The 20,326-nt window shown below is 73.1% G+C and carries 17 protein-coding genes; 10 read left to right on the forward strand and 7 right to left on the reverse strand.

Annotated features, from left to right (window positions below; translation table 11 throughout):
• Position 1 precedes the first annotated feature (1 nt).
• The 4 genes from STBA_RS03310 (at position 2) to STBA_RS03325 (ending at position 6,623) form a co-directional block, all read left to right on the forward strand.
• On the forward strand, positions 2-1,276 hold the full coding sequence (locus tag STBA_RS03310) for an ROK family transcriptional regulator (protein ID WP_077057791.1): 1,275 nt from the start codon (positions 2-4) through the stop codon (positions 1,274-1,276).
• 568 nt (positions 1,277-1,844) lie between these two features.
• Positions 1,845-3,917, forward strand: a complete 2,073-nt coding sequence (locus STBA_RS03315) for an N-6 DNA methylase (protein ID WP_077063077.1) — start codon at positions 1,845-1,847, stop codon at positions 3,915-3,917.
• Between the two features lie 321 nt (positions 3,918-4,238).
• Positions 4,239-5,444, forward strand: a complete 1,206-nt coding sequence (locus STBA_RS03320) for a cytochrome P450 (RefSeq protein ID WP_077057792.1) — start codon at positions 4,239-4,241, stop codon at positions 5,442-5,444.
• A gap of 75 nt (positions 5,445-5,519) precedes the next feature.
• Positions 5,520-6,623 (forward strand): type III polyketide synthase, encoded by a 1,104-nt coding sequence (locus STBA_RS03325; RefSeq protein WP_077057793.1) that lies wholly within the window; start codon positions 5,520-5,522, stop codon positions 6,621-6,623.
• 27 nt (positions 6,624-6,650) lie between these two features.
• On the opposite strand, the gene STBA_RS03330 is transcribed toward STBA_RS03325, so the two are convergent.
• The 3 genes from STBA_RS03330 to STBA_RS03340 form a co-directional block, all read right to left on the reverse strand.
• Positions 6,651-7,160 (reverse strand): NUDIX domain-containing protein, encoded by a 510-nt coding sequence (locus tag STBA_RS03330; protein ID WP_077057794.1) that lies wholly within the window; start codon positions 7,158-7,160, stop codon positions 6,651-6,653.
• 272 nt (positions 7,161-7,432) lie between these two features.
• Entirely contained in the window at positions 7,433-8,236 is an 804-nt protein-coding gene (locus STBA_RS03335) for an SAM-dependent methyltransferase (RefSeq protein WP_253194499.1), read from the reverse strand.
• A gap of 249 nt (positions 8,237-8,485) precedes the next feature.
• Complete coding sequence (locus STBA_RS03340) at positions 8,486-9,592, reverse strand: NAD(P)-binding domain-containing protein (protein WP_077057796.1); 1,107 nt, start codon at positions 9,590-9,592, stop codon at positions 8,486-8,488.
• Between the two features lie 63 nt (positions 9,593-9,655).
• On the opposite strand from STBA_RS03340, the gene STBA_RS03345 reads away from it, so the two are divergent.
• Entirely contained in the window at positions 9,656-10,084 is a 429-nt protein-coding gene (locus tag STBA_RS03345) for an HIT family protein (RefSeq protein ID WP_077057797.1), read from the forward strand.
• Here STBA_RS03345 and STBA_RS03350 read toward each other — a convergent pair.
• The gene (locus STBA_RS03350) at positions 10,059-11,135 is read right to left on the reverse strand and encodes an ATP-dependent DNA ligase (RefSeq protein WP_077057798.1); all 1,077 of its coding nucleotides are present in this window, start codon (positions 11,133-11,135) and stop codon (positions 10,059-10,061) included. The two genes, STBA_RS03345 and STBA_RS03350, sit on opposite strands and share 26 nt — an antisense overlap.
• 77 nt (positions 11,136-11,212) lie before the next feature.
• Here STBA_RS03350 and ligD point away from each other — a divergent pair, with 77 nt between their 5' ends.
• Positions 11,213-12,259: a non-homologous end-joining DNA ligase gene (gene ligD, locus STBA_RS03355; protein WP_077057799.1), complete on the forward strand. Its 1,047-nt coding sequence runs from the start codon at positions 11,213-11,215 to the stop codon at positions 12,257-12,259.
• On the opposite strand, the gene rho is transcribed toward ligD, so the two are convergent.
• Positions 12,234-13,388 (reverse strand): transcription termination factor Rho, encoded by a 1,155-nt coding sequence (gene rho, locus STBA_RS03360; RefSeq protein ID WP_077057800.1) that lies wholly within the window; start codon positions 13,386-13,388, stop codon positions 12,234-12,236. The two genes, ligD and rho, sit on opposite strands and share 26 nt — an antisense overlap.
• 289 nt (positions 13,389-13,677) lie before the next feature.
• Positions 13,678-14,511 carry an SAM-dependent methyltransferase gene (locus tag STBA_RS03365; protein WP_077057801.1) on the reverse strand — a complete coding sequence of 278 codons (834 nt, stop codon included), beginning with the start codon at positions 14,509-14,511 and terminating at the stop codon, positions 13,678-13,680.
• Positions 14,512-14,662: 151 nt separating this feature from the next.
• Between STBA_RS03365 and STBA_RS03370 the strand changes: the two genes are divergently transcribed.
• Positions 14,663-15,847, forward strand: a complete 1,185-nt coding sequence (locus tag STBA_RS03370; protein ID WP_077057802.1) for an acetyl-CoA C-acyltransferase — start codon at positions 14,663-14,665, stop codon at positions 15,845-15,847.
• A 9-nt stretch (positions 15,848-15,856) separates the two neighbouring features.
• Here STBA_RS03370 and STBA_RS03375 read toward each other — a convergent pair whose 3' ends face one another.
• Entirely contained in the window at positions 15,857-17,038 is a 1,182-nt protein-coding gene (locus STBA_RS03375) for an 8-amino-7-oxononanoate synthase (RefSeq protein ID WP_077057803.1), read from the reverse strand.
• Between the two features lie 149 nt (positions 17,039-17,187).
• Between STBA_RS03375 and bioB the strand changes: the two genes are divergently transcribed.
• Genes bioB through bioD form a run of 3 tightly spaced genes read left to right on the forward strand, consistent with a single transcriptional unit; the run spans position 17,188 to position 20,280 of the window.
• The gene (gene bioB / locus STBA_RS03380; RefSeq protein ID WP_077057804.1) at positions 17,188-18,249 is read left to right on the forward strand and encodes a biotin synthase BioB; all 1,062 of its coding nucleotides are present in this window, start codon (positions 17,188-17,190) and stop codon (positions 18,247-18,249) included.
• Entirely contained in the window at positions 18,242-19,564 is a 1,323-nt protein-coding gene (locus STBA_RS03385) for an adenosylmethionine--8-amino-7-oxononanoate transaminase (protein WP_077057805.1), read from the forward strand. The genes bioB and STBA_RS03385 overlap by 8 nt, the downstream gene beginning before the upstream one ends.
• Entirely contained in the window at positions 19,561-20,280 is a 720-nt protein-coding gene (bioD, locus tag STBA_RS03390) for a dethiobiotin synthase (protein WP_253194500.1), read from the forward strand. The genes STBA_RS03385 and bioD overlap by 4 nt, the downstream gene beginning before the upstream one ends.
• Positions 20,281-20,326 lie beyond the last annotated feature (46 nt).

Raw genomic sequence — 20,326 nt, forward strand, 5'->3', positions numbered from 1 at the left:
AGTGAGCGGACCAGCGGGGGCCACTCCCCACGCCAGCAGCCGGGCTGCGGTCCTCGACGTGATCCGTGCGGCCGGAACCATCAGCCGCGTCGGGCTCGTCAAGGCCACCGGGTTCACCGGCGCGACGATCTCGACGGTGGTCCGGCGGCTGATCGACGACGGACTCGTCCTGGAAACAGGGCGGGCGGAGTCCACCGGCGGCAAGCGCCGCGTGCTGCTACAGCTCAACCAGTCCTCCCGGTTCGCTGTCGGCGTGCATCTGGATCACGCGGGACTCACCTACGTGCTCACCAACCTGGGCGGATCGGTGGTCGCCCGGATGTCCCGCGCGGGTGTCGGCGCCGACGACCCCCCGGTCGTGGTGGCCAGGATCGCGACAGAAGTCGACGCGCTGATCGACGGCGCCGGCATCGACCGAAGCAGGATACTGGGCCTCGGGCTCGTCGCTCCCGGCCCCTTGAACCAGACCGGCGGAATGCCCCTGACGCCACCGGCGATGCGGCACTGGAAAAGCTTCCCCCTCGACCGCGAACTGGGCACGGCCGTCGGCCTCCCGGTCGTCCTGGACAACGACGCCACCGCCGCCGCGCTCGGCGAGCACTGGTCGGGGGACGTCGGCGGCACCGCCACGTTCGCCGCCATCTACATGGGCACGGGCATCGGCGCGGGACTGATGATCAACGGCGTGACCTACCGCGGCGCGGGCGGCAACGCGGGGGAGATCGGGCACATCTGTCTCGACGTCGCGGGCCCTGACTGCTGGTGCGGGGCGCGCGGCTGCACCGAGCAGCTGGCCGGGCCGGGCGCCGTCGTCGGCGCGGCCCTGGCCGACGCGGACCTCACCCGCTCCGCCGGCCTCGCGAGCACCGGCGAACGGCCGCGGCGCGTCGCGGACTTCGCGGCCATCACCCGCGCCGCGCTGCGCGGCGACCAGCGCGCCAGGGCGCTGCTGGAGCGCTCGGCGCGCTACCTGGCGGTCGCCGCGCGCACCCTGGCCAACGTCATGGACCTGGAGCAGCTCGTCCTGACCGGCCCGAGCCTGGCCATCGCCGGTTCCATCTACCTCCCCGTGGTCCAGGAGGAGCTGGACCGGGCGTTCTTCTCCCGTGCCACGCACTCCGTGCCGGTCCGCCTCTCCCGCTCCGCGGCGACCGCGCCCGCGATCGGCGCCGCGGCGCTCGTCCTTCAGTCCGAGCTGGTACCGCTGCGCGAGGGCCTGCGGCTGCCGGACAACCTCGGCGACGCCGAGCCCACCGGCCAGCCCGCGGCCCACTGAGAGTGCCCCGTCCGGCTGGTCGGTCCCGTCGGGGCCCCACCTCTGTGCGGCGGCGGTATCAACGCCGGTGGAGATGCCCGGCATTACCGCGGGGCGGTGGGGCAGCCCTCCTGGACACACGGCGGTTGTGGTCCGCGACACATCTCGGACTGTTCCTGCTGCCGACGCCCCGGTGTGGTGCAGCCCCTGCGCGTCCATGAGCAGCGGTCTCGCCGGCGTGACGGTGCGCAGTCTCACTGCGCACCCGGTGTCTGCCCGGCGGATGCGACGCCGTTGCGGCGGACCCCTGTCGTCGAGTGCTGCTACATTCCTGTCCGTTCATCCTCCCCTGCGCCTCATGGCGCCGGGGATCGCGTTGGCGGGAGGTGCGCAGCGATGCTGCGCAGTACTGACGGTCCGAGGACAGGGGATGGCCCAGCGTGAAGGCTTTAATCGAGCTGCTCGGAAAGGCGATGCAGAGCACGGGCATGACCTTGCGCCTGTGCCTGCTGATGCTGGCCGCCGCAGCGGCGTATGTCATCAGCCAACTTCAGTGAACCGGCGTGGCATGAGGAGGTACGGAAAAATCATGGAGATCGACACTCGCGCCGCGATCGTCGTCGACCGGCTCTGGCGTGCGTACGCGCCCTTCCAGCGAGGCCGGAACACGAGCGGCGATCTTACCTCCATGCTCGCGATCCTGGTGCTCGCGGGATTCGTCGAGGCGGAGGGCGAGCCGGAGGACGAGTTCGTCAGGCGATGGTCCCGAGCCGTCGCGGAGGCACGCATCGGTCTCTCGCCGCTGATGGATCTGCGCGGTGCCATGCGGAGCGCCGGCAGGGATACCCGCTTCCCTGTGTCCGACATCCTCAACCTCGGCCTCGGCTTCCTCGACGGTGACGACGAGTCCGGTGACGTGCCGTGGACAGCGGCCTTCCTCACCGCGCTGAAGCAGCGTCCGACGCTGACCGAGGCCGGTCTGCCGGAGGTCGGCGAGCTGCTCCTCGAACGCCACGTGCAGGAGGGCACATTCCTGGCGGGGGAATTCCACACGCCGCGTGCGGTCGCACACCTGCTGGTCGCATTGACATCCCCGGAGCCAGGAGACCGGATACTTGATCCGGCCTGTGGGGCCGGCGGTCTGCTCGCGGCCGCCGCGCGGAGAATCACCGGGTCCGGCCGCGTCGACGGCGCTTCTTTCGAGGCGTACGCCACGGATCACAGCAATCCGCGGATGGCGATGATGAACCTGGCCATCCACGGGGTCGATCGGCCGACTGTACGTGTTGCGGACCCGGTGTCGCTGTTCCGACGCCGAGGCGTCGGCCTTGCCGACCGGGTGGTGAGCAATCCGCCCTTCAACCAGCGCATCGAGGATGTCCACGGCGTCGACTGGCCTTTCGGTCCGCCGCCCGAGGCCAATGCGAATTTCGCCTGGCTCCAGCTCGCCTGGACCCGGCTGAGCGAGAACGGGATCGCGGCGATGATCATGCCGCCGCGAGCCGCTTGGTCCAGCGGCGCGGAGGCGCAGATCCGCAGAAGCATGGTCAACAGCGGCGCGCTGCTCGGCATCATCGCGTTGCCCCCGAACCTTTTCGCCCACACGGCCATCCCCGTGCACATCTGGATACTCGCTCGCGACAACTCCCGCCACGGGCCCGTCGGCGAGGCGAATGCCGTCCTCTTCATCGACGCCGGCCGTCTCGGAGTTCAGGCGCCGCGGCAGCCACGCGTACTGACCGCAGGGGACGTGGACCGCATCGGCAGCCGGCTGCACGCGTGGCGGCGGTCCCCTCGTGCGACGCCGGACGAGGCAGGATTCTCGCGTGCGGTCGCGTACGAAGAGATCCTCAAAAACGAGGGCAGCCTCGACCCCCGCCTTTACATCAGCGTCGGCCAGGAGCGACCGACGAGGGCAGCGGACGTGAGCCGCATGCTGGATGAGCTGGATCGGCATGACGAGGCAATGTCCGGTTCGAGCGGCGACCTCCGGCGAAGTTTCGGCATGTGCGAGCGGTTGACCCGAAGCGGCTTGGAAACTCCGTTGGTTCGGCTCCGGGATATCATCGGCGGTACCGCGGGAGGCGGAGTCGGTGACGCAACGCCGGGTCTGCTCCTGGCCGGTCCCTCGGGGAGTCTCATCCGCGCCGATGACTACGTGGACGCCGGGGTCCCCGTCGTGATGCCCAAGGACCTGACAGGCAGCGGTTTCAGCGTGGAGAGCATCAGATACGTCACCGAAGAGAAAGCCAGGAGGCTGGACCGCTTCCGCCTCCACCGTGGCGATGTCGTACTGGCCCGCCGTGGAGAGCTGGGGCGGTGTGCTGTCGTTCGTGAGGAACAGCAGGGCTGGGTCTGCGGAACCGGCTGCTTCGTGCTTCGGCCCCCCGCCGAGCTCAACGCCGATTACCTTGCCGCGTATCTCCGCAGCTCCGAGGCACGAAAGTGGCTCGACGCCCGCTCCACGGGAAGTATGACCATGAAGACCATCTCTCTCCAGGTATTGGAAGAGATCCCGGTCGCACTGCCCGATCCGGGAACACAGCAGGTTTTCGCCGACGCGATGACGCGACTGGACGAACACGAGCGGCTGCTGCGGGAGCGCCTCTCACTGACGCAGGAGCTCCGGCGTGATGCACTGAACGGGATGCTGACGAGCTGAAGGCCCGAGGCCTGGGCCCCGTTCGCGTCAGCGGGGCGGCGACAGCAGAGCATCACAGGCGCCCCCGTCTCGCGCAGCCGCCTTGCGGCGGCCCCGTTGCGGATGGCGTCCGGGGCACCTGGGGTTGCCGCGAAGACGTCAAGACACTTCCGGGCTTCCCTCGTTCGCCGTGACAAACATCACCTTGCCTGTCCTCTAACGGGTTAATTTCACGGGCGGCGCACATGACCTCCGCAACGGGTGGGGACACACCGTTCGTCCAGGCGCGGCCCGGCACGGCCGGCGCCCTGCCATGACGTCCCCGAGGAAAGGAGCGCCCCAGTGGAGAATCCCGGCACCGTGTGGACCTGTCCCTTCGACTTCGCCGAGGGGCTGGAGTTCGACCCGTTGCTGCGGCAACTCATGACCGAGGCGCCCATCGCGAGAATCCGGATGTCCTACGGCCAGGGCGAGGCGTGGCTCGTCACCCGCTACGAGGACGTCAGAACGGTCACCACGGACCGCCGCTTCAGCCGGGCCGCCGTCGCGGGCCGGGACTTCCCGCGCATGACCCCGGCCCCGATCGTGCAGGACGAATCGATCAACCTGCTCGATCCGCCGCAGAGCAGCCGGCTGCGCCGCCTGGTCTCGCAGGCGTTCACCGCGCCCCGCGTGGCGCGGATGAAGCCGGCGACGCAGCGCATCGTGGACGAGCTGCTCGACGGGATGGCCGAGCACGGACCGCCCGCCGATCTCGTCGAGCACCTGTCGACGCGGCTGCCGCTGACGACGATCTGCGAGGTGCTCGACATCCCGGCGGCGGACAGGACCGAGCTGCGCGCCCGCGCCATGGCGATGATGAACACCGGGGCCGCGACGCGGGAGAGCGCCGTGCGGGCGAAGGCAGAGCTGCGGGCCTACTTCGCGGATCTCACGCGGCGCCGCCGCGAGCACCCGGGCGACGACCTGATCAGCGTGCTCGCCACCGCCCGCGACGGGGACGAGGTGCTGGGCGCCGACGAGCTGACCGTGATGGCCATGGTGCTGCTGATGACCGGTCACGACACCAGCACCTACCAGCTCAGCAACCTCACCTACACGCTGCTGACACATCCGGAGCAGCTGGCGAAGCTGCGGGCCAGGCCCGAGCAACTGCCACAGGCCATGGAGGAGTTGCTGCGGTACATCCCGTTCCGCAAGGGCGTCGGGATTCCGCGCATCGCCACCGAGGACGTGGAGGTCGGCGGCGTCACGATCCGCAAGGACGACACGGTGCACGTCTCGTACCTCGCGGCGAACCGGGATGCGACCCGCTTCCCCGACCCGGACCGGCTGGACCTGGACCGGCCGCCGTCGCCGCACATGACCTTCGGCTGGGGGGCGCACCACTGCATCGGGGCGCCGCTGGCCCTGATGGAGCTCCAATTGGCCATCGGCACCCTGCTGAGCAGGTTCCCGCGCCTGGCGCTCGCCGTCCCGGCCGCCGAGGTGCGGTGGAACGACGAGTCGATCTGGCGCTATCCGTACGAGCTTCCGGTCACCTGGTGACCGGGGGCACCCGCTGGCTCGGCCATTGGTACCGCGACGGCCACGGACGTGGCCGCGCGGCAAGGGGAGGGGATCATGGCAACTCTGTGCAGGCCATCCATTGCCGTACCTGATCATGTGCTCACGATGGAGCAGACGCTGGAGCTGGCGCGCACGCTCCACGCCGACCATCCGCAGCTCGGCCTGGCCCTGCGCCTCATCGAGAACACCGGCGTCCGCACCCGGCATATCGTGCAGCCCATCGAGGAGACGCTGCGGCACCCCGGATTCGAGCCGCGCAACGGGATCTACGAAGCCGAGGCCAAACGCCGCGTGCCGCAGGTGGTCTTCGGGGCGCTCGACCACGCGGGGCTCGGCGTCCGCGACATCGACCTGATCGTCTACGTTTCGTGCACCGGGTTCATGATGCCCTCGCTGACGGCCTGGCTCATCAACACCCTCGGCTTCGCGAACGACACCAGACAGCTGCCGATCGCGCAGCTCGGCTGCGCGGCGGGCGGCGCGGCCATCAACCGCGCGCACGACTTCTGCCTGGCCTACCCGCAGGCCAACGTGCTGATCGTGGCCTGCGAGTTCTGCTCCCTGTGCTACCAGCCGACCGATCTCGGCGTCGGTTCGCTGCTGTCCAACGGCCTGTTCGGGGACGCGGTCGCCGCGGCCGTGGTGCGGGGGTGCGGCGGCACCGGGGTGCGCCTGGAGCGCAACGGCTCGCATCTGGTGCCGGACACCGAGGACTGGATCTCGTACGCGGTGAAGGGCACCGGGTTCCACTTCCTGCTCGACAAGAGGGTCCCGACCACGATGAAGATGCTGGCGCCCGCGCTGCGGACGCTGGCCACCGCGCACGAGTGGGACGTGTCGGGCCTTGATTTCCACATCGTCCACGCGGGCGGCCCGCGCATCCTGGACGATCTGTGCCACTACCTCGGCGTGGAGCCGGAGATGTACCGCTACAGCAGGGCCACGCTGACCGAGCGCGGCAACATCGCCAGCTGCGTGGTCTTCGACGCCCTCGACCGGCTGTTCGAGGACGGAGGTGCCGAGGAGTCGGCGCGCGGGGTGATCGCCGGCTTCGGCCCGGGGATCACGGCGGAGATCTCGCTGGGCCGGTGGGCCGCGGCCGAACCGCTGGCCGGCCGGCGCCGGCCGGCCGCGGAACAGCGGGCCGGCGTGGTCTGAACGCACGGCCCCGCGCTCGGCACGTGCTCAGTGCGCGGCGAAGTACGCCTCGGTCACCGCGGTGTGGCCCGGGAACGCGAGCGGCGCGGGCGCGGTGAGCACCAGCCATTCGGTGGCCTCCTCGGTGGCGACCGGTGGCGGCAGCGCCCCGGCCTCCACGGCCGGGAAGAGCGCGTACAGGTTGAGCGTCCGGTCGGCACTCTGCACGTCGAGCAGCGTGGCCTCGGCCGCGGACGCGGTCAGCCTGGTCTCCTCCCACAGCTCCCGCACGGCGGCCTCCTGCCAGGTCTCGCCGATCTCCATGTATCCGCCGGGGAGGGCCAGCTCGCCCCGGCAGGGCTCGATGTCGCGGCGTACGACCACGAGTCCGCCGCCGTCAGCTCCGGTCACCGGCAGGAGGGCGACGGCCACGGGGACCGGGTTGGCCCAGTGGGTCTCCCCGCAGCCGGGACAGTCCCTGGGCCACGCGGAGGTGACCGTATAGCCGACTCCGCAGTAGGGGCAGTGTGTGACGGTACGCCCGTACGTGTACACCATCAGCGGCTGGCACCCACCTTTCCGATCATTCGAGCTTAGGCCCTATCCTGCCGATCTTGCCGGGCTCGCGACGCCAGCTACGGCACCTCGCTACGTTGTCGCATCGCGCGAGTACGGCCAAGTACGAGCTGCGATCCTCCGCCTTGCGATCCACCGCGTCTGACGCCGCGAGCTGATCCGACAAGATCGACAGGACAGGACCTAGCGAACGTGCGCCGCGGCCCTCGTCGCGCGCCCGCGCGTTCACCCGCCGACGCGGCGGTGCGGTCCGTTCAGGATTTGCGGCCGACGCCGCCGAAGACGTCGATCTCGTCCGCCCCGTCCGCCCCGTCCGGCTCCCCGGCCACCGGCCGCCAGCCGGGACAGGAGACGACGCCGGGCTCGACCAGGTCGAGGCCGGTGAAGAATCCGGCGATCTCGGCGGGAGTGCGCAGGTGGTAGGGCGTCGCGCCGCTCTCGTTGTAGGCGTGCTGGGCGGTCACGAACTCGTGGCGGAACACGCCGGTGCCGTCGTTCAGGGTGAGGTGGCTGCCCGCGGGGAGCGCCGCGAGGAGCCTGCCGACGATCGACCTGGCCTCCTCGTAGGCCGCGACGTGACCGAGCACGCCGCTGAGGACGAGCCCGACGGGCCGGGACAGGTCCAGGGTGCGGGCCGCGCCGCGGAGGACGGCGTCGGGGTCGTGCAGGTCGGCACGCACGAAGTCGGTGACGCCCGGCGGACCGCTGGTGAGCAGGGCGCGGGCGTGGGCGATGACCAGCGCATCGTTGTCGACGTAGACGATGCGGGACTCGGGGGCGACGAGCTGGGCGGCCTCGTGGACGTTCTCCGCGGTCGGCAGTCCGGTGCCGATGTCGAGGAACTGGCGGATGCCCGCCTCGGCCGCGAGGTAGCGGACGGATCTGAGGAGGAAGCCGCGGGAGGCGCGCGCCACGTCGACGACGCCGGGGAACACGCTGCGGTAGTGGTCGCCCGCGACCCGGTCGACTTCGTAGTTGTCCCGTCCGCCGAGCCAGTAGTTCCAGATCCGAGCCGAGTGCGGCACCGAGGTGTCGATCAAGGGTGCTTCATCGGTCACGGGGTGTTTCTCCTGTTGCTGCCGTGCGGTCGTGCCGTGGGAGGTGGCGTGAGGGGACGGTGCGGCGTCCTGCGCTGCGGGAGAACGTCGTATCAGCGGCGGGCTAAAGGGCCGGTGCCGACGACGTCGCCGACAGACTGCCTCCGGGCGCACGGCGGGTCCTGCGCCACGACCGGGCCGGGCGTGGCCGCGGCGGACGGGGGAGGCAGCTCACGGAGGTCCATAACAGCACCGCATCATAGACGCCGCCTATCGTTTCGTCGACAAAGTGTCTTCGATACGTGGAGAAATGGCAGCGGGAGCGGGCATCCCCGGCAGGGCGAGTACGTCGTGGACGGCGGCGCGGCCCGCGCGGTTGGCGCCGATGGTGCTCGCGGAGGGGCCGTAGCCGACCAGGTGCACCCGCGGGTCGCGCACGACACGGCTGCCGTCCAGCCGTATCCCGCCGCCCGGCTCACGCAGCCGCAGCGGGGCGAGGTGGTCGATCGCGGCCCTGAAGCCGGTGGCCCACAGGAGGGTGTCGGCGGCGACGGCACGGCCGTCGGCCCACGCGACGCCCTCGGGGGTGACCCGGTCGAACATCGGCAGCCGGTCGAGGACACCGCGCTCCCTGGCGCGGTGCATGGCCTCGGTCATGGGCAGGCCGGTGACCGAGACGACGCTGCGCGGCGGCAGCCCGCGGCGCACCCGGTCCTCGACCAGGGCGACGGCCGCCCGGCCCTGGACCTCGCCGAAGCCGCCCTCGCGGAAGAGCGGCGGGCGGCGGGTCACCCAGGTGGTCGCGGCGGCCACCTCGGCGATCTCCATGAGGTGCTGCACGGCGGAGGTGCCGCCGCCGACGACGACCACCGACCGGTCGGCGAACGCGTCGGGCCCCGGGTAGCCGGCGGTGTGCAGCTGGCGGCCGCGGAACGTCTCCTGGCCCGGCACGCGCGGCCAGAACGGCCGGTCCCAGGTGCCGGTGGCGTTGATCAGCGCCCGGGTGCGCCACTCCCCCGCCGAGGATTCGACCAGGAGTGTGCCGTCCCCCGCGTCGCGCACGGACCTGACGTGCACCGGGCGGCGCACGGCCAGGGCGAAGGTGCGCTCGTAGTCGGCGAAGTACGCGCCGATCACCTCGGAGGAGGGCCGGTCCGGGTCGGCGCCGGTCAGCTCCATCCCGGGCAGGGCGTGCATCCCGTGCACCCGGCCGTAGGTCAGGGTGGGCCAGCGGTGCTGCCAGGCGCCGCCGGGCTGCGGCGCGTGGTCGAGCACCACGAAGTCCGTGCCGGGGCGCAGCCCGCGGCGCCTGAGGTGGTAGGCGCTGGACAGGCCGGCCTGGCCGGCACCGACGACGAGAACCGCCACTTCGTTCATACCGCTTTCAACGGTCGGGCGGCGTTCCGCCTTCCCGGGCGCGGCGGGTAGTTGACTGGGTGCGTGACGTGCGTCTTCTGTTCGATCATCAGCGGTGCGTCGGACGCGCACCGCGTGTACGAGGACGGCGCGGTGGTGGCGTTCCTCGACAGCAGGCCGCTGTTCCCCGGCCATGTGCTGGTGGTGCCCCGGCACCACGTGGAGACCCTGACGGATCTGCCGGAGGCGGAGACCGGCCCGTTCTTCCGCCGGGTGCGGGCCGCCGCCCGGGCCGTGGAGCGCGGGATGGGGGCGGACGGGACGTTCGTGGCGGCGAACAACCGGGTCAGCCAGTCCGTTCCGCACTTCCACGTGCACGTGGTGCCGCGTCGCCGCAAGGACGGGCTGCGCGGCTTCTTCTGGCCCAGAACCCGGTATGCCTCCGCGGCGGAGGCGCGGGAGGTGGCGGACCGGCTGCGCGCGGCGTTCAGCGAGAGTGCGGACGGGGCGTGAGGATGTCGGCGAGGTCGAAGCCGACCGGCTCCTCCAGCTGCGCGTAGGTGCAGCTGCGGGGCTCCCGGTCGGGGCGCCAGCGCCGGAAGCGCGCGGTGTGCCGGAAGCGGTCCCCCTGCATGTGGTCGTAAGCCACCTCGACCACGCGCTCGGGCCGCAGCGGCTGCCAGGACAGGTCCTTCGTGCCGCTCCAGCGGCTCGGTGCGCCGGGCATGCGGCTGGTCCCGTGCGCCTCCTCGCGGGCCCAGGCTTCCCACGGGTGCCCCTCGACGGAGTCCATGACCAGCGGCCGCAGCTCGTCGGCCAGCTCCGCGCGGCGCCGCATCGGGAACGACGCGGACACGCCGACGTGCTGGAGGCGGCCGGCGTCGTCGTACAGGCCGAGGAGCAGCGAGCCGACGACGGGCCCGCTCTTGTGGTGGCGCATCCCGGCCACCACGCAGTCGGCCGTCCGCTCGTGCTTGACCTTCGCCATGACCCGTTCGTCGGGCCGGTAGGGCAGGTCGAGGGGCTTGGCGACCACCCCGTCGAGGCCCGCGCCCTCGTAGGCGTCGTACCACTGCCGCGCCACGTCCGGATCGCGGGTGGCGGGCGCGAGGAAGACGGGCCCGCGGGTGTCGCGCAGCGCGTCGGCCAGCGCGGCGCGGCGCTCGTGCAGCGGGGTGTCGAGAAGCGAGGTGTCGCCAAGCGCGAGCAGGTCGAAGGCGACGAAGTCGGCCGGGGTGGTTCCGGCGAGCATCCGGATGCGGGACTCGGCCGGGTGGATGCGCCCGAGCAGGGCGTCGAAGTCGAGCCGGGGGCCCTGCACGACGACGATCTCGCCGTCCACGACGCAGCGCGGCGGGAGCCTGGCGCGCAGGCCGTCGACGAGCTCGGGGAAGTAGCGGGTGAGCGGCTTGGTGGTGCGACTCTGGATCTCCACCTCGTCGCCGTCGCGGAAGACCAGGGCCCGGAAGCCGTCCCATTTGGCCTCGTAGTGCATGCCTTCGGGGATGCGCGCCACGGCCTTGGCGAGCATCGGTTTGACGGGCGGCATCACCGGCAGATCCATGATCCGGATTGTGGCGGCGCCGGTAGGCGGGCGCCCGCCGACGGGCGCGTTCGGGTGCCCCGGCCTACCGTGGGCCCATGGGCGGTGCCAGCAGGAACGCGCTCGACCTCGACGTCGGCGGCAGAACGGTGCGTCTCTCGCACCCGGACCGGGTGTACTTCCCCGAGCGCGGTTTCACCAAGCTCGACCTCGCCCGCTACTACATCGCGGTCGGGGACGGCATCGTGCGCGCGCTGCGGGAGCGGCCCACCACGCTGGAGCGCTACCCGGAGGGCGTGACGGGCGAGTCGTTCTACCAGAAGCGGGCGCCGAAGAACCTGCCGGACTGGATTCCCACCGGCAGGATCGCGTTCCCCAGCGGCAGGTTCGCCGACGAGATCTGTCCTGACGAACCGGCGGCGGTGGTATGGGCGGCGAACCTCGGCTGCCTGACGTTCCACCCCTGGCCGGTGCGGCGCGGCGACACGGAGCATCCGGACGAGCTGCGGATCGACCTCGACCCGCAGCCGGGAACGGACTACACGGACGCGGTGCGCGCCGCGGGCGAGCTGCACGAGCTGCTGGAGGAACTGGGCCTGTGCGGCTGGCCGAAGACGTCCGGGGGCCGCGGGGTGCACGTCTTCGTGCCGATCGTCCCGGAGTGGACCTTTCCCCAGGTGCGGCGCGCGGCCATCGCGATCGGCCGGGAGCTTCAGCGGCGCGCGCCGGAGCGCGTGACCACCGCCTGGTGGAAGGAGGAGCGGGGGGAGAGGATCTTCGTCGACTACAACCAGACGGCCAGGGACCGCACGATCGCCAGCGCGTATTCGGTGCGTCCCCGGCCCAGGGCGCCGGTGTCCGCGCCGCTGCGCTGGGCGGAGCTGCCCGACGCCCGGCCGGAGGACTTCGACCTGTCGACGATGCCGGGGCGTTTCGCCGAGGCCGGGGACGTGCACGCCGGCATGGCGGACCGGCCGTGCCGCCTGGACGCCGTGCTCGAACTGGCCGAGCGTGACGAACGCGACCACGGCCTCGGCGACCTGCCCTATCCCCCGGACCACCCGAAGGCGGCGGGCGAGCCGAAGCGGGTGCAGCCGAGCCGGGCCAAGGACCGCGGCGTCAGGCGGGGGCGAACATCCGGCTGACCCCGCCGAGGAACTCGGCGTTGCTGCCCGTCGCCCGCAGCCGTGTCAGAAGCATCTCGACGGCCTGGCGCGGGTCGCGGTCGCTCAGGGCCCGGCGCAGGCCGTGGATCGCGGCGAGTTCGGCGGGCGTGGTGAGGATCTCCTCTCGCCTGGTGCCCGAGGGGTCGAGGTCGATGGCGGGGAAGATCCGCCGGTCCGCCAGGACGCGGTCGAGGCGCAGTTCCATGTTGCCGGTGCTCTTCAGCTCCTCGAAGTAGAAGTCGTCGGCCCTGGACCCGGTGCCGACCAGGGCGGTGGCCAGGATGGTGAGCGAGCCGCCCTCCTCGATGTTGCGGGCGGCGCCGAAGAGGCGCTTGGGCGGGTGCAGGGCGGCGGCGTCGATGCCGCCGGTCAGGATGCGGCCGGTGGTGCGCGTGCTGTTGTTCCAGGCGCGGCACAGGCGGGTGAGGGAGTCGAGCAGCACGACGACGTCGCGGCCCTGCTCGACCAGGCGCTTGGCGCGTTCGACGGCGAGCGCGGCGACGGCGGTGTGGTCCTGGGCGGGGCGGTCGAAGTGCGAGGCGATCACCTCGGCGGGCACCGAGCGCTGCATGTCGGTGACTTCTTCCGGCCGTTCGTCGAGGAGCACCATCATCAGGTGGCATTCCGGGTGGTTGCGGGCGATGCCCGAGGCGATGGTCCGCAGGATGGTGGTCTTGCCGGTTTTCGGCGGCGCCACGACGAGTCCGCGCTGGCCCTTTCCGAGGGGCGTGAGCAGGTCGATGAGACGGCCGGCGAGGTGTCCGCGGCCGGTCTCAAGACGCAGCCTGCTGTCGGGGTGCAGCGGTGTGAGGGTGCCGAAGTCGGGCCGGGCGGCGAGGACGTCCGGCGGGACGTCCGCGACGCCGTTGACGGCGTCGATGCGGGCGAGCGGGCGGGGCGCGCCGGCCCGCCCGCCGGGCACGGGCGGGGCGAGGGCACCGGCGACCGCGTCACCCCGGCGCAGCCCGGACCGGTGCACCTGGGCGGCCGGCAGCTGCGGGTCGCGGGGGCCGGGCAGATAGCCGTCGAGGCGGAGGAACGTCCTGCCGCCGGCGGTGTCGACGACGCCGGTGACGGGCTCCTCGCCTGGAGGGGGAAGGACAGACATGCGGGAGACTCCAGCGGGTGAGGGAACGGCGATACGGGAAGGCGGGGTTCGAGGAAGATGCCGTGAGCACGGCGGACGCGGCCGGCCCCGCCGCGGTGCGGCAGCGGTCGGCACGGGTGAACCGGCCCCGGAGAAGGCGCACATACCGCGGAAGGCGGGCGCCGGGGGAACCGGTGAGAAGGGGATCGGCACGGACGCCGCAGAAAAGGGGCGTACTGACGTGCCGCTCACCAATATACACCCGCGCCCGCCGGGCGTTCCTCGGCGCCGGCCGGCTGCGGGGGTGCGGTCAGGGCTTGCGGCCCACCCCGCCGGCCTGCCCGATGCCGTCGCGGCCGCCGACGTCCGCGAGTTCGGGCCGCCACCGCGTGACGGGCACCACGCCCGGCTCCATGACGTCGAGACCGTCGAAGTAGCCGGCGATCTCGTCGAGGGACCGCAGGTGGTAGGGCACGGCGCCCGACTCGTTGTAGGCGCGCTGGGCGCGGACGTACGTCTCGTCCGTGTCGGTGCCTTCGTTGAGCGAGAGGTAACTGCCGGACGGCAGGCCGTCCATCAGCTGCCGCACGATCTCCTTCGCGCGGGCGTAGGAGGGCACGTGGCCGAGGATGCCGCTGAGGACCAGGGCGACCGGCCGGGACATGTCCAGCGTCGCGGCGGCGGCGGAAAGGATCGCCGCCGGGTCCCGCAGGTCGGCCTCGCGGTAGTCCGTGGCCCCCTCGGGTGCCGAGGTGAGCAGCGCGTGGGCGTGCATCAGCACCAGCGGGTCGTTGTCGACGTAGACCACGCGGGTCTCCGGCGCGACGCGCTGGGCGATCTGGTGGGTGTTGTCGGCCGTCGGCAGTCCCGTGCCGACGTCGAGGAACTGCCGGACCCCCGCCCGGCGGGCGAGCAGCCGCACGCTGCGCACCAGGAACTCCCGGGAGGACCTGGCGATGTCGACGATGCCGGGGAACGCCGCGCGGTACTGGTCGCCGGCGATGCGGTCGACCTCGTAGTTGTCCGTCCCGCCGAGCCAGTAGTTCCAGATCCGTGCGGAGTGCGGCACGGAGGTGTCGATCTTCGAGACCGGGTCGCCCGAGTCGGCGGACCCGGCGGCCGGGGTGGACGGGTCGTTGGTCACGGGGCCTCCCTGACGCGCGCGATGTGCTTTTGTTCCTCAACGTAACCGCGCGGGCGGCGCGGCGCGCGCCACGCGCCCTTGACACGCCCGCCGGACGGGCCGAGACTCCCACGCGCCCGTCCGCCCGGCGGCGCCCTGGAGGAGGACAGCCATGACCGTCCGCGAGGTGTATGTCGCCGACGCCGTCAGGACCCCGGTCGGCCGGTACGGCGGAGCGCTGGCCGGCGTACGGCCCGACGATCTGGCGGCGCACGCGCTGACGGCCCTGCTGGCCCGTTCCCCCGGCCTCGACCCGGCCCGCGTGGACGACGTGGTGCTCGGCAATGCCAACGGGGCGGGCGAGGAGAACCGGAACGTCGGACGCATGGCCGCCCTCCTCGCCGGGCTGCCCGTCACCGTGCCGGGCACGACCGTCAACCGGCTGTGCGCCTCCGGTCTTGAGGCCGTCGTGCAGGCCGCCCGTGCCGTCGCGGTCGGCGACGCTTCCGTGGTGATCGCGGGGGGCGTGGAGTCCATGAGCCGCGCCCCCTGGGTGCTGCCCAAGCCGGAGCGCGCCTTTCCCGCCGGGCACCAGGAACTGATCTCCACGACGCTCGGCTGGCGCCTGGTCAACGCGCGGATGCGACCGGAGTGGACCGTGGCCCTCGGCGAGGGCGCGGAGCTGATCGCCGACCGGCACGGCATCGGCAGGGAGCGGCAGGAGGCGTTCGCCCTCGCCAGCCACGCCAAGGCCGCCCGCGCCTGGCGGGACGGCCACTACACCGCGGAAGCGTGTCCCGTGCCGGGAACGGAGCTGCCGCGCGACGAGACGATCCGCGACGGCGGCACCCCGGCGGCGCTGGCGCGCCTGAAGCCGTCCTTCCGCCCCGGCGGCACGGTCACCGCCGCCACGTCGTCACCGCTGAACGACGGCGCCGCGGCCCTGCTCATCACCGACGAGGCGGGCCTTGCGGCGACGGGCCGCGAGCCGCTGGCGCGGGTGGCGGCCGGCGCGGTCACCGGCATCGAGCCGCGGCTGTTCGGCCTCGGCCCGGTGGAGGCGATGCGGCGGGCGCTGGCGAAGGCGGGCAGGCGCTTCGCCGACCTGCACACCGTCGAGCTGAACGAGGCGTTCGCCGCGCAGGTGCTCGGCTGCCTCGCCGAGTTGCCCGAACTCGACCCGGCCGTGGTCAACCCGCGCGGCGGGGCGCTCGCCATCGGCCACCCGCTGGGCGCCTCGGGCGCGCGCCTGGCCGGGGCCGTGGCGCACCAGCTCGCCGCCCACGGCTCGGGCACCGGCGTGGCGGCCCTGTGCGTCGGCGTCGGCCAGGGTCTCGCCCTCGTCCTGGAGCGCTGACCCGGCGGCTCAGCCGGGGCCGCGGCCCGCCGCGCCCGGTGGGGCGGCGCGCACGATCTCGCGCACGGCGCGGCCCAGTTGGTCCTCCGTCAGGTCGGCGCGTGCGGTCAGCCGCAGCCGGGAGACGCCGTCCGGCACGGAGGGCGGGCGGAAGCAGCCGACGGTCACCCCCGCCGCCCGGCAGGCCGCCGCCCAGCGCACCGCGGTCGCGGGCGAGGGCGCGCGCACGGACACCACGGCCGCGTCCGGGCGGGTGGCGTCACACCCTGCCGCGGTCAGGCGCCGGTACAGCGCCGTGGCGTTCCCGCGGACGCGCGCCGCGAGTTGGGGCTCGCGGCGCAGCAGCCGCAGTGCACCGAGCGCGGCTCCCGCCGCCGCCGGGGCGAGGCCGGTGTCGAAGATGAACGGGCGCGCCTCGTTGACCAGATGCGCGATCACCCGCGCCGGGCCGAGCACCGCACCGCCCTGGCTGCCCAGGGACTTCGACAGCGTCACCGTCGCCACCACGTCGGGCGCCCCGGCCAGGCCCGCCGCCGCCGTCGCGCCGCGCCCGCCGGGACCGAGCACGCCGAGGCCGTGGGCGTCGTCCACGACCAGTGCCGCGCCTGCCGCGCGGCACACCGGCGCAAGCGCGGCCAGCGGCGCGGCGTCGCCGTCGACGGAGAAGACCGCGTCGGTGACGGCGAGCGCGGGCCCGGTGCGGCCGTCGAGCGCTTTGGCGAAGGCCGGCACGTCGGCGTGCGGCACCACCGCGACCTCGGCGCGCGAAAGGCGGCAGCCGTCGATGAGCGAGGCGTGGTTGCCCGCGTCGGAGACGATCAGGGACTCCCGGCCGCCGAGAGCGGTGAGCGCCGCGAGGTTCGCCGCGTAGCCGGAGGACAGGACCAGGGCGGCCTCGAAACCGCAGAACGCCGCGAGTTCCCTCTCCAGGTCCGCGTGCAGCCGCGTGCTGCCGGTGACGAGCCGGGAGCCGGTGGCACCCGCCCCCCACTCCCGCAGCGCGGCCCGCGCCGCGCCGGTCACCGCGGGGTGACGGGACAGGCCGAGGTAGTCGTTCCCCGCGAAATCGAGATCGTGGGCGGCCCGGTCCGCGGCGCGCGGGCGCAGCTCCCTGACGAGGCCGGCCCGCCGACGGCGCTCCGCCGCGGCGTCCAGCCAGTCGAAGACCCTGGCGGAGTCGTCGTCGTGCACCGGCCGCCGTCCTCCGTCGTCTTGTGGGTTACGCATAAACGTAGTGCCCGGCGGAACGCCCCGACAGTGGCGATAACGACACCGGGTACCAGGGCCTGTTGTAGCTTTCATCCTCGACCCGGCCGGTGGCGTTGGGTGAGGATCGGCTCATGGAACTGCTGAACGCCCTGGTGGACAAGGGCCTCCGCCGCGAACTGCCCACCCGTGACGAGGCGCTGGCAGTGCTGGCCACCGCCGACGACGAGCTGCTCGACGTGATCGCCGCCGCGGGCAAGGTGCGCCGCAAGTGGTTCGGGCGGCGGGTGAAGCTGAACTACCTGGTGAACCTCAAGTCCGGGCTGTGCCCCGAGGACTGCTCCTACTGCTCTCAGCGGCTCGGCTCGCAGGCCGGGGTGCTGAAGTACACGTGGCTCAAGCCCTCCGAGGCGGCCGACGTCGCGAGCGCCGGCGTGGCCGGCGGCGCCAAGCGGGTCTGCCTGGTGGCCAGCGGACGCGGGCCGACGGACCGCGACGTGGAGCGCGTGTCGGAGACGATCTCCGCGATCCGCGAACGCCACGCGGATGTCGAGGTGTGCGCCTGCCTCGGCCTGCTCGGCGAGGGCCAGGCCGAACGGCTGCGGGAGGCGGGGACCGACGCCTACAACCACAACCTCAACACCTCGGAGGCGACCTACGCCGACATCTGCACCACGCACGGCTTCGCGGACCGGGTGTCCACCGTGCGGCAGGCGCGGGCGGCCGGGCTCTCCGCCTGCTCCGGCCTGATCGCCGGCATGGGCGAGAGCGACGCGGACCTGGTGGACGTGGTGTTCGCGCTGCGGGACCTCGATCCGGACTCGGTGCCGGTCAACTTCCTGATCCCGTTCGAGGGCACGCCCCTGGCCTCGGAGTGGAACCTGACTCCGCAGCACGCGCTGCGCATCCTCGCGATGGTGCGCTTCGTCTGCCCCGACGCGGAGGTGCGCCTTTCCGGCGGCAGGGAGCTGCACCTGAGGACGTTGCAGCCGCTGGCGCTGCACGTGGTCAACTCGATCTTCCTGGGCGACTACCTCACCAGCGAGGGCCAGGCCGGGCAGGCGGACCTGGAGATGATCGCGGACGCCGGCTTCGAGGTGGAGGGCGCGGAGACCACCACGCTGCCCGGCCACCGCACCGGTCTGGTGGCCGTGCGCCGGCGCGGCGCGGGCACGGAGCTGCCGCCCAATGCGTGACGGGAAGGCGGCGGGCGGCGGTCTCTCCCCCGCGGAACTGCTGGCGCTCGACCGGGAGCACGTCTGGCATCCCTACGGCCCGATGCCGGGGCGCCAGGCACCGCTCGTGGTGGAGTCGGCCGCCGGGGTACGGCTGCGCCTGGCCGAACCGGCCTTCGGACGGGACGAGTTGGTCGACGGCATGGCCTCGTGGTGGTCGGCGGTGCACGGCTACAACCACCCGGTGCTGAACGCCGCCGCCCGCGACCAGCTGGAGCGCATGAGCCACGTGATGTTCGGGGGCCTGACGCACGAGCCGGGCGTGCGGCTGGCCAAACGCCTGGTGGACGTCACGCCGGGGCCGCTGCGGCACGTGTTCCTCTCCGACTCCGGCTCGGTGTCGGTCGAGGTGGCCGTGAAGATGTGCCTCCAGTACTGGCGTTCCCTGGGCCGCCCCGCCAAACGGCGCCTGCTGACCTGGCGGGGCGGCTACCACGGCGACACCTGGCACCCCATGTCGGTGTGCGATCCGGACGGCGGGATGCACCACATCTGGTCCGGGGCGCTGCCGCGGCAGATCTTCGCGGACGCGCCACCGCCCGGCTTCGACGCGGAGCCGCAGCCGCGCTACGCGGCGGCGCTGCGCGAGCTGATCGGGCGGCACGCCGCCGAGACCGCCGCGGTGATCGTGGAGCCGGTGGTGCAGAACGCGGGCGGCATGCGGTTCCACTCCCCGGACTATCTGCGGGTGCTGCGCGAGGCGTGCGACGAGCACGACGTCCTGCTGGTGTTCGATGAGATCGCGACCGGATTCGGGCGCACCGGCGCGCTGTTCGGGGCGGACCACGCGGGCGTCGCGCCGGACGTGATGTGCGTGGGCAAGGCGCTGACCGGGGGCTACCTGTCGATGGCCGCCACCCTGTGCACGCCGCGCGTCGCGGCGGGTATCTCCCGTGGCGAGGTGCCGGTGCTGGCGCACGGGCCGACGTTCATGGCCAATCCGCTGGCGGCCGCGGTCGCCGACGCGTCCGTCGGACTGCTGCTCGCCGGGGACTGGGCGGGCGAGGTGGCCCGCGTCGCGGACCGGCTGCGCGAGGGGCTGGCCGAGGCCGCCGGGGTGCCGGGGGTGCGCGACGTGCGGGTGCTCGGCGCGATCGGCGTGGTCGAGCTGGACCACCCGGTGGACATGGCGGCGGCGACCCGGGCCGCGGTGCGCGCCGGGGTCTGGCTCAGGCCGTTCGGGCGGCTGATCTACACGATGCCGCCGTACGTCACGGACGACGCGGACCTGGCGCTGATCTGCCGGGCGATGCGCGCGGCGGCGGAAGCGGGTTGAGGTCTGTGGTCATATCGGGCGAGATCCTGGTGGTGTCCGGAACGGGCACGGAGATCGGCAAGACGGTGGTGACCGCGGCGGTGGCCGCCGCCGCGCTGGCCGCGGGCCGGTCGGTCGCGGTGCTCAAGCCCGCCCAGACGGGCCTGGCGCCCGGCGAGCCGGGCGACGCGGCGACGGCCGCCCGCCTGGCCGGGCCGGTGACCGCACGCGAACTGGCCCGGTACCCGGAGCCGTTGGCCCCGGCCACGGCGGCGCGGCGGGCGGGCCTGCCGCCGGTGCGGCCGGCGGAGGCGGCCAAGGCGGCCGAGGAGCTGGCGCACGACCACGACCTGGTGCTGGTCGAGGGCGCGGGCGGACTGCTGGTGCGGTTCGACGACATGGGCGGCACGCTCGCGGACACCGCCGCGCTGCTGGGCGCGCCGGTGCTCGTCGTCGTCACCGCGGGGCTCGGCACGCTGAACGCGACGGCGTTGACGGCGGAGGCGCTGCGCACGCGCGGCCTGCGCTGCCGCGGCGTGGTCGTCGGCAGCAGCCCGGCCGTTTTGGACCTGGCGGCCCGGTGCAACCTCACCGACCTGCCCCTGGCGGCCGGTGCCCCGCTGGCCGGCGCCGTGCCGGCCGGTGCGGGCGCCCTGGCGCCCGCGGACTTCCGGGCCCGCGCCACGCACTGGCTCTCCCCCGCACTCGGCGGCCACTGGCGGAACCCGGCCGGCTGACGCCCCGGCCCGGCCTGGCGGCCGGGCCGGGGCGTCAGCCGGCCGC

Origin of the sequence: Streptomyces sp. MP131-18 (assembly GCF_001984575.1) — a bacterium.
Taxonomy (GTDB): Bacteria; Actinomycetota; Actinomycetes; order Streptomycetales; family Streptomycetaceae; genus Streptomyces; species Streptomyces johnsoniae.